This is a genomic window from Pseudoxanthomonas winnipegensis (genome assembly GCF_030322905.1).
Lineage (GTDB): Bacteria > Pseudomonadota > Gammaproteobacteria > Xanthomonadales > Xanthomonadaceae > Pseudoxanthomonas_A > Pseudoxanthomonas_A winnipegensis.
In genome coordinates, this window is record NZ_CP095475.1 from 3,301,666 (window position 1) to 3,313,220 (window position 11,555).

The window sequence follows — 11,555 nt, forward strand, 5'->3', positions numbered from 1 at the left end:
CGAAGAGCAGCGGAGCAAGCTCCGCTCTACAGGCTCCTGCTCGCTAGGCGCGGGCACCGCCCGCCGGCCCGCTGCCTCGCGCGTCAGGTCAGAAGGCTTCGGTCTGAGCCCGCTCCCTTTCGCCGCAGGCGAAGGAGAGGGGGCAGAGCGCTTGCTCAGTGTCTTCGAGCTGGAAGGAGTCCTGCGCTATTCGTCGCAGCGCCCCGAGGCAAAAAAAAGCCCCGCAACCGCGGGGCTTCTTCTTGCGCGATTCCAAAGACCGATCAGGCCTTCGGGTAGTCGCGGCTCGGCGAACCGACGTAGATCTGGCGCGGACGGCCGATGCGCGCGTCCGGGTCGACCTGCTGCTCCAGCCAGTGCGACACCCAGCCCGGCGTGCGGCCGATGGCGAACAGCACGGTGAACATCTCGGTGGGGATGTTCAGCGCCTTGTAGATGATGCCGCTGTAGAAGTCCACGTTGGGATACAGCTTGCGCTCGACGAAGTAATCGTCCTTCAGCGCGGCCTCTTCCAGCTTCATCGCCACTTCCAGCAGCGGATCGTTGACGCCCAGCTCGCCCAGCACCTTGTGGGTCATCTCGCGGATGATCTTGGCGCGCGGGTCGAAGTTCTTGTACACGCGATGGCCGAAGCCCATCAGGCGGAACGGGTCGTTCTTGTCCTTGGCGCGCTCGACCGCCTTGGCGACGTGCTTGGCATCGCCGATCTCGGCCAGCTGCTTGAGCACCGCCTCGTTGGCGCCGCCGTGCGCCGGGCCCCACAGCGCGGTGATGCCCGCGGCGACCGAGGCGTAGGGATTGGCGCCGGTGGAGCCGACCAGACGCACGGTCGAGGTCGAAGCGTTCTGCTCGTGGTCGGCGTGCAGGATGAACAGCAGATCCATCGCCTTGGCCACGACCGGGCTGAGCTCCAGGTCCTCGCTCGGCACCTCGAACATCATGTGCAGGAAGCGCTCGACGTAGCCCAGATTGTTGCGCGGATAGCGGATCGGCTGACCCAGCGCGTAGCGGTGCGCCGCGGCGGCCAGGGTCGGCATCTTGGCGATCAGGCGGATCGCCGCCAGACGGCGCTGCTCGGGATCGTTGAGATCCAGGGTGTCGTGATAGAACGCCGACAGCGAAGCCACCGAGGCGGCCAGCATGGCCATCGGATGGGCGTCGTAGTGGAAGCCCTTGAGGAAGCTCTTGAGCGACTCGTGCATCATCGTGTGATGCGTCACTTCGTGCTCGAACTTGGCCAGCTCGTCCTTGGACGGCAGCTCACCGTTCATGAGCAGGTAGGAGACCTCGGTGAAGCTGGAATGGGCGGCCAGCTGCTCGATCGGATAGCCGCGATACAGCAGCACGCCCTTGTCGCCATCGATGTAGGTGATGGCGGACTTGCAGGCGGCGGTGGCGCCGAAGCCGGGATCGTAGGTGAAAAGACCCGTTTCCTTGGTCAGCTTGGAGATGTCGACGCAATCGTTGCCAAGCGTGGGTTTCAGTACAGGCAGAGTCGCCGATTTGTCGCCGGCGCTCAGCGTGGCCTGGTCAAGTTCGGACACAGTGCACTCCTTCGTGGGGAAGCGCCAAAGCCTGTCGGCCGTGGCGCGTAGACAGGATCCGCGACGACTGGAAACCTAGCCGCGCAGTCCGAGGATTATCGCATACGGCCCGGTATCGAGGGCCGTGACGGACCGTTCCCGTCAGACCAAAGGATGATGCCACCCGGCGCCCGGCGCCCGGGGCGCACATGCGAAAACGGCCGTGTCCCGCGAGGGACACAGCCGTCATTCGAACCGCTCAGGAATCGCGTTCGATCAGCGCGCGTAGCGCTTCTGGAACTTGTCGATGCGGCCGCCGGTGTCCATGACCTTGTGCTTGCCCGTATAGAACGGGTGCGAGGCGGAGGACACTTCGACCTTGACCAGCGGGTATTCGTTGCCGTCTTCCCACTTGATCGTTTCCTTGCTGGCAAGGGTCGAGCGGGTCAGGATCTTGAAGTCGGAGGTGACATCGTGGAAGACGACGTCGCGGTACTGCGGATGGATGTCGGCCTTCATGGCGGGCACCAGATGTCGAAAAGGTGAGCCGCGCATTGTAGCGGCCCACCCCACCCCGTGCAAGACCTGGCTTACGCGGCGGCCAGGGCCGCCTCGACCAGCGCCTCGAACCGCGCCTGGTCGTAGCGCAGCAGCAGCCGGGCGTTGTCCGGCCGGCCGGTCTGGCGGTTCCAGTCGGTGATGGTGGCGCCGCGGGTCAGGGTGCCGGCCAGTTCGACCGCCAGCGGGCGCTCGACCAGCTCGGTGGCGCCGTCCGGATGCAAGGCCAGGGCCATGGCCAGCGCATCGGCGCTATGCCAGTGATCGCCGCGGCGATCGGCCGACCACAGCCGCGTCTGGCGCGAGATGGTCTCGTAGAAGGCCGCGCGCGGCGACGGCGCGGCCAGCCACTGCTCCACCCGGCGGTGGTGCAGCCCGTGGGCCAGCGTGGCCTCCCAGTCGGCCACGTCGAACTGCGGGAAGGCCTGGAACACCAGATGCGCCGCCTCCGGGTCGAAGGCCACGTTGAACTCGGCCGCCGGGGTCAGGTTGCCGTGCGCCGATGCCGCCCCGCCCATCACCACCAGCCGCGCCACACGCTGCGGCAGAGTCGGGTCGAGTTTCAGCGCCACCGCCACGTTGGTCAGCGGGCCCAGGGTGACCAGCAGCAGGCGGCCGGCGTACTCGTGCGACAGGCGCAGGATCGCCAGCGCGGCGTGCTCGGTCTGGGCGCCATGCGCCGCCGGCGTATAGCCGGTGTCGCCGAAGCCATCCAGGCCATGCACATCGGCCGCGTCGGGCGAGGGATGCAGCAGCGGCGCGGCGCAGCCGGCGAACACCGGCACCTCGCTGCGGCCGGCGACCTCGCACAGCTTGAGCGCATTGCGCACGGTGTGCTGCAGGCCGACGTTGCCGGCGGCGATGGTCAGGCCGACCACATCGTGGGCGGTGTCGTTGAAGGCCATCAACAGCGCGAGCGCGTCATCCACGCCCGGGTCGGTATCGATGAGAAGCGGAATCTTCGCGGTCATGCTCCGGGAGCTCTCATGGAACGGTCGCCGAGTCTGACATAGCCGGGAGCTGTAGGAGAGAAGCCAGAAGTGAGTGGAGAAGAGTGAGGCGCGAGAAAAAGCGGCGCCCGCTCGCGCCTCACTCCTCCGCGCTCAAGCCTGCCAGCGCCTCAGGCGCTGGCGTAACGCGCGGCGCCGCCGATCCAGCGTGCGATCAGGCGATCGGCCAGCGCCGGGTCGGTGTCGAGCAGGCGGTCGGCCAGGGCGTGCACCTGCGGCAGCAGGCCGGCATCGCGCGCCAGGTCGGCCACGCGGAAGGCGGCCAGGCCGGTCTGGCGCGTGCCAAGCAGTTCGCCCGGGCCGCGCAGCTCCAGGTCCTTTTCGGCGATGAGGAAGCCATCGTTGGTCTGGCGCATCGTGTCCAGGCGCTCGCGCGCCATCTGCGACAGCGGCGCCTGATAGAGCAGCACGCACGAGGAGGCCATCGCCCCACGGCCGACGCGCCCGCGCAGCTGGTGCAGCTGCGCCAGACCCAGGCGCTCGGCGTTCTCGATCACCATCAGCGAGGCGTTGGGCACGTCCACGCCCACTTCGATCACCGTGGTGGCCACCAGCAGGTCGCACTCGCCCTGCTTGAAGGCGCGCATGACCGCCTGCTTCTCGGCCGGCTTCATGCGGCCGTGCACCAGCGCCACGCGCGCCTGCGGCAGCGCCGCGGTCAGCTGCTCGAAGGTGGTCTGCGCGGCCTGCGCCTCGAAGCGAAGCCCCGGGCCGGCGCTGCCGGCCTGCGCCTTGGCGTCGTCGTCGGCCTCTTCGATCAGCGTGCACACCCAGTAGACCTGCCGGCCTTCGGCGCAGGCCACGCGGATGCGCTCGATCAGCTCGGGGCGACGCTCGGCGCTGAGCACGATGGTCTGCACCGGCGTGCGACCCGGCGGCAGTTCGTCGATGGCCGAGACGTCCAGATCGGCATAGGCGGCCATGGCCAGCGTGCGCGGGATCGGCGTGGCGGTCATGACCAGCTGGTGGGGAGACAGACGCCGATCGATCGCCTGATCACCATCCCGGGTGCCTTGCCGCTCGCCATCCCTGGCTCGCCCGGACGGCGCCTGCGGCGCAGCCCGACCTTTATCGCGCAGCGCCAGGCGCTGGTGCACGCCGAAGCGGTGCTGCTCGTCGACGATGGCCAGGGCCAGGTCGTGGAAGGCCACCGCCTCCTGCATCAGCGCGTGGGTGCCGACCACGACCTGGGCCGCGCCGCTGGCGACGTCTTCGAGCACCTTGGCGCGTGCCTTGCCAGTGACCTTGCCGGCCAGCCAGGCCACGCGCACGCCCAGCGGCTCGAGCCAGCCGCGCAGGTTGGCCAGGTGCTGTTCGGCCAGCAGCTCGGTCGGCGCGGCCAGCGCGACCTGCTTGCCGGATTCGACCGCCAGCATCGCCGCCAGCGCCGCGACCACGGTCTTGCCGCTGCCGACATCACCCTGCACCAGGCGCAGCATCGGCCGCGGCTGGGCCAGATCGGCGCGGATCTGCGCGAACACCCGCTGCTGCGCGCCGGTCAGTTTGAACGGCAGGGTCTTGAGCAGCTTGGCCACCAGCGCGCCCTTGCCCGCCAGCGCATGCGCGCCATGCTGCTGCAGGGCGATGCGCTGGCGCCGCAGGCTGAGGTGATGGGCCAGCAGTTCCTCCAGCGCCAGACGCCGCTGCGCCGGATGCGTGCCGGCCGACAGCGCCGCCACGTCGGCATCGCGCGCCGGGCGGTGCATGGTCAGCAGCGCCTCGCGCAATGAGGGCAAGGCCTGGCCGTCGGGCAGGCGCTGCTGGCGCAGCAGCGGTTCGGGCAGCAGCTCCAGCGCGGCCTGGTCCGGCAGGCGATCCAGTGCCTGCGAGATCAGCTTGCGCAGCACCGCCGGACCGACGCCCTCGATGGCCGGATACACCGGCTCCAGCGTCTCGCCCAGCGGCGTATCGCCCTGCGCGTCCAGCAGCCGGTAGCTGGGATGGATGATCTCCAGCCCCTGCTGGCCCTGGCGCGGCACGCCATACACGCGCAGCCGCGCACCGACGGCGAACTGTGCCACCTGCGCCGCGCGGAAATGGAAGAAGCGCAGTACCAGCGTGGCGCGCGACGCATCGCCGATCGCCACCCGCAGCACCGGGCGGTAGCGGAAGCCGCGTTCGACCGCCTCGATGGTGCCCTCCACCTGCGCCGCCACGCCGGGCTGCAGGCGCGCGATCGGCGTCAGGGAGGTGCGGTCCTCGTAGCGCAGCGGCAGCAGCAGCCACAGGTCCTGCAGCGTCAGCAGGCCGCGCGCGGCGAGTTTCTCGGCCAGCTTGGGGCCGGCGCCGCTGAGCCCGACGATGGGCTGGTGGAAGGCAGGCTCCAGGCTGCGGACGGCGGGCATCGTGGGGCCGGTCATAGGCCGCTAGGATGCCGGCCGTCCTGCGCGATTGCTACTTCAGATCGACGCATGCGCACGTCGGACAACGCCGCATGCAGGCCCGATCACGCGCCAAGCACCATCACCGCGTCGACCTCGAACAGCGCGCCCTTGGGCAGGCCGGAGACCTCGATGGTCGAACGGGCCGGGAACGGCGCGCTGAAGTACTCCTGCATCACCGCATTGACCGCGGCGAACTGGCTCAGGTCGGTCAGGTACAGGCCCAGGCGCACCATGTCGCCCAGCGAGCCGCCCGCGGCCTCGGCCACGGCCTTGAGGTTGTCGAACGAACGCCGCGCCTGCGCGGTGATGTCGCCCTCGACCAGGTTGCCGGTGGCCGGGTCCAGCGGAATCTGGCCGGAGAAGTACACCGTGTCGCCGGCGCGCACGGCCTGCGAATACGGGCCGATCGCGGCCGGCGCGTGGTCGGTGTGGATGATCTGCTTGGTCATGGTGTTGGGGTTCTGGGGACAGGGCTGGGTATTTTAGCTGGGTGGGATTCGGGATTCGGGATTCGGGATTCGGGATTCGGGATTGGGGATTGGGGATTGGGGATTGGGGATTGGGGATTGGGGATTGGGGATTGGGGATTGGGGATTGGGGATTCGGGATTGGGGATTGGGGATTGGGGATTGGGGATTGGCGTTCGGCGAGTGGGCCGAGGCCGGAGCCTTGATACAGCAGGCCGGGAGCACCGCCATCAACGCCATTGAACGGCCCCCTCCCTTGCGCGCAGCGCAGGGGAGGGTCGGGGGAGGGGTGCTCTTCGCGCGGTGTGACTTCTAGAGGCGAAGCAGCAACTGCAACAGCGAACCCCTCCCCAACCCTCCCCTTCGCTGCGCGAAAGGGAGGGGGCGAAAAGCCTTCGGCTCAGAGAACGTGAGTCGCCAGCCCCTTCCACAGCTTCGCAATCACAAGCGCAGGACCTTCAGATCGACAGGGGACGCTCTTCCCGAATCCCGAATCCCGAATCCCGAATCCCGAATCCCGAATCCCCGCCCCACTACGCCCGCCGAACCCCCAGCACCGTCTGCAACCGCCGCAGGCGCCGCATCACCTCGGCCAGATGGTTGCGATCGCGCACCTGGATGTTGAAGCGCAGCACCGCGGCGTTGATGTCGCGCTCCAGGTACTCCACGCGCTCGATGTTGGACTGGCTCTGCGCCACCGCGGCGGCCACCTGGGCCAGCACGCCGGTGCGGTTCTCCACTTCGATCAGCAGGCTGGCGTCGTAATCGCCGCTCACGCCCGGGTCCCAGTCGATCGCCACCCAGCGATCCGGCGACTTGCGGAACTCGGCCACGTTGGGACAGTCCAGGCGGTGCACCACGATGCCCTTGCCGGCGGTGTGGAAGCCCATGATCTCGTCGCCCGGGATCGGCTGGCAGCAGTTGGCGAAGCTGATCACGCCGCGCTCGCCGCCGGTGATCAGGATCTTCTCCTGCGAATGCTTGGAATGGCCGCCGCTGCGCAGGTCGGCGAAGGCCATCATCGCCTGCGCGGCCTGGGCCGGCATCCAGTTGCCCAGCGCCACGTCCTCCAGCAGCGCCTCCAGGCGCGGGTACTTGTGCTCGATCAGGAAGCTCTCCAGCCGCTGCGCCGGCAGGCGGTCCAGCGAGCTGTCCAGGTCCTCCAGCGCGCGGTCGAGCATGCGGTGGCCCAGTTGCACCGCATCCTCGTGACCGAGCTGCTTGAGCTGGTGGCGGATGGCGGTGCGCGCCTTGGAGGTCACCACGAATTCCAGCCACTGCGGCTTGGGCGCGGCCGACTTGGCGGTGATGATCTCCACGCTCTGGCCGCTGGTGAGCTTGGTGCGCAGCGGCACCAGCTTCTTGTCCACGCGCGAGGCCACCGCCTGGTTGCCCACGTCGGTGTGCACCGCATAGGCGAAATCCAGCGCGGTGGAATTGCGCGGCAGCGACAGGATCTTGCCCTTGGGCGTGAACAGATAGACCTCGTCGGGGAACAGGTCGACCTTGACGTTGTCCAGGAACTCCAGCGACGAGCCGGCCGAGCGCTGGTTCTCGATCAGCTCGGAAATCCAGGCATGGGCACGGCTCTGCGCGCTGTTGGGCATCTGCGTGCCGAACTTGTAGGTCCAGTGCGCGGCGATGCCGCGCTCGGCCACCAGATCCATCTCCTCGGTGCGGATCTGCACCTCGATCGGCGAGCCGTACGGGCCGAACAGCACCGTGTGCAGCGACTGGTAGCCGTTGGCCTTGGGGATCGCGATGAAGTCGCGGAAGCGCCCGTCCAGCGGCTTGAACTGCCCATGCGCCGCGCCGAGGGCGTGGTACACGTCCGGCACGCTGGTCACCACCACGCGGAAGCCGAACACGTCCATCACCTGGTCGAAGCTTTTGCCCTCGCTGCGCATCTTGGTGTAGATGCTCCAGGCGGTCTTGACCCGGCTCACCAGGCGATGGGCGATGCCCTCGCGGGTCAGGCTCTGGGTCAGCTGGGTCTCGATCTGCGCCAGCGCCTCGCGGCGCATCACCGGCTGGCTCTGGATGTGCTTGCGGATGATCGCGTGGCGCCAGGGATACATGGCGGCGAAGCTCAGGTCCTGCAGCTCGGACTTGACCAGGCTCATGCCCAGGCGCTGGGCGATGGGCGCGTAGATGTCCAGCGTCTCGCGCGCGATGCGGCTGCGCGCCTCGGCGCTCTGCGCGCCGAGCGTGCGCATGTTGTGCAGGCGGTCGGCGAGCTTGATCATGATCACGCGCAGGTCGCGCGACATGGCCAGCAGCATCTTGCGGAAGGACTCGGCCGCCGCTTCCTTGCGGTCGCGGAACTTGAGCTTGTCCAGCTTGGTCACGCCGTCGACCAGTTCGGCCACCGCCTCGCCGAACTCGCCGGCGATCTCCTCGCGGGTCAGCGGCGTGTCCTCGATGGTGTCGTGCAGGACCGCGGCGATCAGCGTCTCCACGTCCATGCCCAGCTCGGCCAGCACCTGGGCCACGGCCACCGGATGGGTGATGTAGGGCTCGCCGGACTTGCGCGTCTGACCCTCGTGCGCGGCCGCGCCGACCTGCCAGGCCCGGCGCAGCAGCGGCAACTGATCGGCGGGCAGATAGCTGGCGGCCGCCTCGAAGCGACGCACGTACTCGGGTACGTCGTCCTCGTGCGGCGGTGCGGGTTGGATGGCTTTGCTGGAACGCCCGGGAGTCATGCGCGAAGCCTATGCCAGCGGCCCGGTCGCAGCAATGCACCACGGGCGCGCATGCGCTGCATCACACTGGTTCATGCAGCGCGCGTTCCACCCGACGGCACGCGCTCGCGCCTGCGCGCGAGCCGGCACCGGAAACGACAACGGCCCGCCATGGGCGGGCCGCTGCGTCAGGCGAGGAAGCCGATGGGCTTTTAGTCGTCGCCCTTGGACATGTCGTCGTCGGCGACCACTTCGGCGGCGGCCCACTCCAGCGCCTCGCGCTCGGCGCGCTCGCGCTCGGCCTTCTCGACGCGGTCGATCAGGTCGTTGTCGACCTTGCGCGCGGCGATCTCGCGCAGCGCCAGCACGGTCGGCTTGTCGTCGGTCTCGTTGTCGATGGTGGCCTCGACGCCGTTGGCCAGCTGGCGGGCGCGCTTGGCGGCCATCATGACCAGCTCGAAACGGTTGTCGACGACTTCCAGGCAATCTTCTACGGTGATGCGGGCCATGTGGGCTCCTGGCGGCCATCCACCGGACAGGTGGGCCGCGCGACTAGCGGAAAGGGACCGGGAATTCTAGGGATCGCCCGCCCCAATTGCAATCCATCCCTTGAAAATCAATAGGTTAAGCGCGTCCAGCCCTTTCGAATTGGCTTCAGTCGAGGAGAAAGGCGTGCCGAGCCAGGATTCCACGTGCCGAATCCCGCCAATCCGCACGTGCGAGAACGACCTCCTCCCACGCGGCCCACATCTGCCGCGCAACCCGCTCGACCGGCATGCCGCCGATGCCTGCGCCGAGCGCGGGACAGAGGAGCGAACGGATCGCCACGCCGCCCGCGGCGTTGTGCCGTTGCACGGCCAGGAGCGCCGCACGGAATGCGAGATAGACATTCACCGTCGACCCGATCCGTGACGGCACGCGCATCGTCGGCGCGCTGACCATAAAGGGAATGGCCGCATGGCCCGTCGGGATGACCGCAGCTTGCCCCACCAGCAGCTCGCCGTCGTGCGAAGCTGCGATGCGAGCCTGGAGGCGATCCTGCAATTCCCAGCCGAAGGCGTTGACGTAGTGCAGGTCGATGCCACCGTCCATGAAGCCAAAGCTGTTGGCGGGACTGACGATGGCGTCGGCGCGCGCCGCCAGGATGTCCCCCTGGACGACCGCGATTTCATTTGGAAACGCGGCGCGCCACGCTGCGACCATCTGCGCATCCAGCGCCCGCAACTCGAGTCTGAGCTCCATTTGCACCCCGCTGCGGATCGCCTGATCCGCGCCTGCCGCCAGCTTACTGCGCCAGCAGCGCCTCGATCAGGGCGCGGTGTTCGGCGGCCTGGCGCTCGCGGCGCAGGCGGCTGGCGGTGAAGATGGCGCACATCTCCTCCACCGCGGTGTCGAAGACTTCGTTGACGATCACGTAGTCGAACTCGCCGTAGTGCGACATCTCCTCGCGCGCGGCGGCCAGGCGCTGGGCGATGACGTCCTCGCTGTCCTGTCCGCGCTTGCGCATGCGCTCCTCCAGCGCGTCGCGCGAGGGCGGCAGGATGAACACGCTCACCGCCTCGGGCACCTTCTCGCGCACCTGGCGCGCGCCCTGCCAGTCGATCTCCAGCAGCACGTCCTGGCCGGCGGCCAGCTGCGGCTCGACCGACTGGCGCGCACTGCCCTTCCAGTCGCCGTGCACACGGGCGTATTCGAAGAACTCGCCGGCGTCGATCATCGCCTGGAACTGCGCTTCGCTGACGAAGTGGTAGTGCTGGGCATGGCGCTCGCCCGGGCGCGGCGCGCGCGAGGTGAACGAGATCGACAGGCTGATGCGCGGGTCGCGCGCCAGCGTGGCGTTGACGATGCTGCTCTTTCCGGCGCCCGACGGGGCCGCGACGATATACAGGGTGCCGCGCATGGCGATGGCCTTAGCTGCCGCGCCGGAGCGCGACGGTCGGAAAAGGCGCGCAAGTCTAGCAAAGACGCCGCGCGCGGAAAGGGCCGAGCGATTACTCCAGGTTCTGCACCTGCTCGCGGATCTGGTCGATCAGCACCTTGAGCTCGACGGCGATGTTGGTGGTGCGCACGTCCACCGACTTGGAGCCCAGGGTGTTGGCCTCGCGGTTGAACTCCTGCAGCAGGAAGTCCAGGCGCCGGCCCACGGCCGCCTCGCCCTTGAGCACGCGGCGGATCTCCTTGATGTGGCTGTCCAGGCGGTCCAGCTCCTCGTCCACGTCCAGCTTCTGCAGGGACAGCACCAGTTCCTGTTCCAGGCGGCCCGGGTCGGCCGGCTGGGCCAGCTCGGCCAGGCGCGCCTCCAGCTTCTGGCGCTGGCCGGCGCGGATCTGCGGGATCAGCGTGCGGGCTTCGGCCGCGCGCGCGGCGATGGCGTCCACGCGCTCGGCGATGGCCTGGGCGAGCTTGCCGCCTTCGCGTTCGCGGGCATCGACGAACTGGTCCAGCAGCCGCTCCAGCAGCGCCAGCGCGGCCGCCTGCAGCGCCTCGGCATCGAGCGCCCGGCTGCGCAGCACGCCGGGGAACTGCAGCAGCTCGGTCAGGCTGGTGCGCAACGCGGGAAAGCGCGCGGCCAGCTGCGCGTTCACCGCCGCCAGGTCATCGACCATGCCCTGGTCCAGGTGCAGGCCGCCCTCGCCTTCGGCGGTGCGCAGGCGCAGCACCAGATCCAGCTTGCCGCGGCCCACGCGCGCGGCCACGCGCTCGCGCAGCGCCGGCTCGAGCGCGCGCAGCTCGTCGGGCAGGCGCAGGCTCAGTTCCAGGAACCGGTGGTTGACCGCACGCAGTTCGGCGCTGAGCGCGCCGCCGTCCACGGGCTGTTCGACGGTGGCGTAGGCGGTCATGGAACGGATCACGGCGGGGCTTTTCCGAAGGGCGAAGAGGGCGTGGATGGTACCCTAGGGCGCCTGGCCGGCCGGTCTCTAGATCGCCGCCC

10 protein-coding genes are annotated in these 11,555 nt (G+C 68.9%); all 10 read right to left on the reverse strand.

Annotation, left to right across the window (positions count from 1 at the left end; translation table 11 throughout):
- Nucleotides 1-263: 263 nt before the first annotated feature.
- The 10 genes from MWN52_RS14530 to MWN52_RS14575 all read right to left on the reverse strand — a co-directional run bounded on the left by MWN52_RS14530 (nucleotide 264) and on the right by MWN52_RS14575 (nucleotide 11,475).
- Nucleotides 264-1,544, reverse strand: coding sequence for a citrate synthase (locus MWN52_RS14530; protein ID WP_130517122.1), 1,281 nt, complete (start codon nucleotides 1,542-1,544; stop codon nucleotides 264-266).
- Nucleotides 1,545-1,799: 255 nt separating this feature from the next.
- Nucleotides 1,800-2,042, reverse strand: a complete 243-nt coding sequence (locus MWN52_RS14535; protein ID WP_130517121.1) for a type B 50S ribosomal protein L31 — start codon at nucleotides 2,040-2,042, stop codon at nucleotides 1,800-1,802.
- Nucleotides 2,043-2,113: 71 nt separating this feature from the next.
- Entirely contained in the window at nucleotides 2,114-3,052 is a 939-nt protein-coding gene (locus MWN52_RS14540) for a nucleoside hydrolase (RefSeq protein ID WP_286575199.1), read from the reverse strand.
- Between the two features lie 149 nt (nucleotides 3,053-3,201).
- A complete protein-coding gene (gene recG / locus MWN52_RS14545) occupies nucleotides 3,202-5,436 on the reverse strand; it encodes an ATP-dependent DNA helicase RecG (RefSeq protein WP_286575200.1) in 2,235 nt (744 codons plus the stop codon).
- Nucleotides 5,437-5,537: 101 nt separating this feature from the next.
- Complete coding sequence (locus tag MWN52_RS14550; protein ID WP_130517115.1) at nucleotides 5,538-5,924, reverse strand: RidA family protein; 387 nt, start codon at nucleotides 5,922-5,924, stop codon at nucleotides 5,538-5,540.
- A 551-nt stretch (nucleotides 5,925-6,475) separates the two neighbouring features.
- On the reverse strand, nucleotides 6,476-8,644 hold the full coding sequence (locus MWN52_RS14555) for a RelA/SpoT family protein (RefSeq protein WP_130517113.1): 2,169 nt from the start codon (nucleotides 8,642-8,644) through the stop codon (nucleotides 6,476-6,478).
- Between the two features lie 191 nt (nucleotides 8,645-8,835).
- Nucleotides 8,836-9,132, reverse strand: coding sequence for a DNA-directed RNA polymerase subunit omega (gene rpoZ, locus MWN52_RS14560; RefSeq protein ID WP_130517111.1), 297 nt, complete (start codon nucleotides 9,130-9,132; stop codon nucleotides 8,836-8,838).
- 145 nt (nucleotides 9,133-9,277) lie between these two features.
- The gene (locus tag MWN52_RS14565) at nucleotides 9,278-9,865 is read right to left on the reverse strand and encodes a macro domain-containing protein (protein WP_130524274.1); all 588 of its coding nucleotides are present in this window, start codon (nucleotides 9,863-9,865) and stop codon (nucleotides 9,278-9,280) included.
- 43 nt (nucleotides 9,866-9,908) lie between these two features.
- Nucleotides 9,909-10,523: a guanylate kinase gene (gmk, locus tag MWN52_RS14570; RefSeq protein WP_130517109.1), complete on the reverse strand. Its 615-nt coding sequence runs from the start codon at nucleotides 10,521-10,523 to the stop codon at nucleotides 9,909-9,911.
- Between the two features lie 91 nt (nucleotides 10,524-10,614).
- Nucleotides 10,615-11,475: a YicC/YloC family endoribonuclease gene (locus MWN52_RS14575; protein WP_130524276.1), complete on the reverse strand. Its 861-nt coding sequence runs from the start codon at nucleotides 11,473-11,475 to the stop codon at nucleotides 10,615-10,617.
- Nucleotides 11,476-11,555 lie beyond the last annotated feature (80 nt).

What these genes read in the sequence shown, in the direction of transcription:
- MWN52_RS14555 (WP_130517113.1), bottom strand. Translation starts at nt 8,644, where the DNA reads ATGACTCCCGGGCGTTCCAGCAAAGCCATCCAACCCGCACCGCCGCAC.
- rpoZ (WP_130517111.1), bottom strand. Translation starts at nt 9,132, where the DNA reads ATGGCCCGCATCACCGTAGAAGATTGCCTGGAAGTCGTCGACAACCGT.
- MWN52_RS14535 (WP_130517121.1), bottom strand. Translation starts at nt 2,042, where the DNA reads ATGAAGGCCGACATCCATCCGCAGTACCGCGACGTCGTCTTCCACGAT.
- MWN52_RS14565 (WP_130524274.1), bottom strand. Translation starts at nt 9,865, where the DNA reads ATGGAGCTCAGACTCGAGTTGCGGGCGCTGGATGCGCAGATGGTCGCA.
- recG (WP_286575200.1), bottom strand. Translation starts at nt 5,436, where the DNA reads ATGCCCGCCGTCCGCAGCCTGGAGCCTGCCTTCCACCAGCCCATCGTC.
- MWN52_RS14550 (WP_130517115.1), bottom strand. Translation starts at nt 5,924, where the DNA reads ATGACCAAGCAGATCATCCACACCGACCACGCGCCGGCCGCGATCGGC.
- MWN52_RS14540 (WP_286575199.1), bottom strand. Translation starts at nt 3,052, where the DNA reads ATGACCGCGAAGATTCCGCTTCTCATCGATACCGACCCGGGCGTGGAT.
- gmk (WP_130517109.1), bottom strand. Translation starts at nt 10,523, where the DNA reads ATGCGCGGCACCCTGTATATCGTCGCGGCCCCGTCGGGCGCCGGAAAG.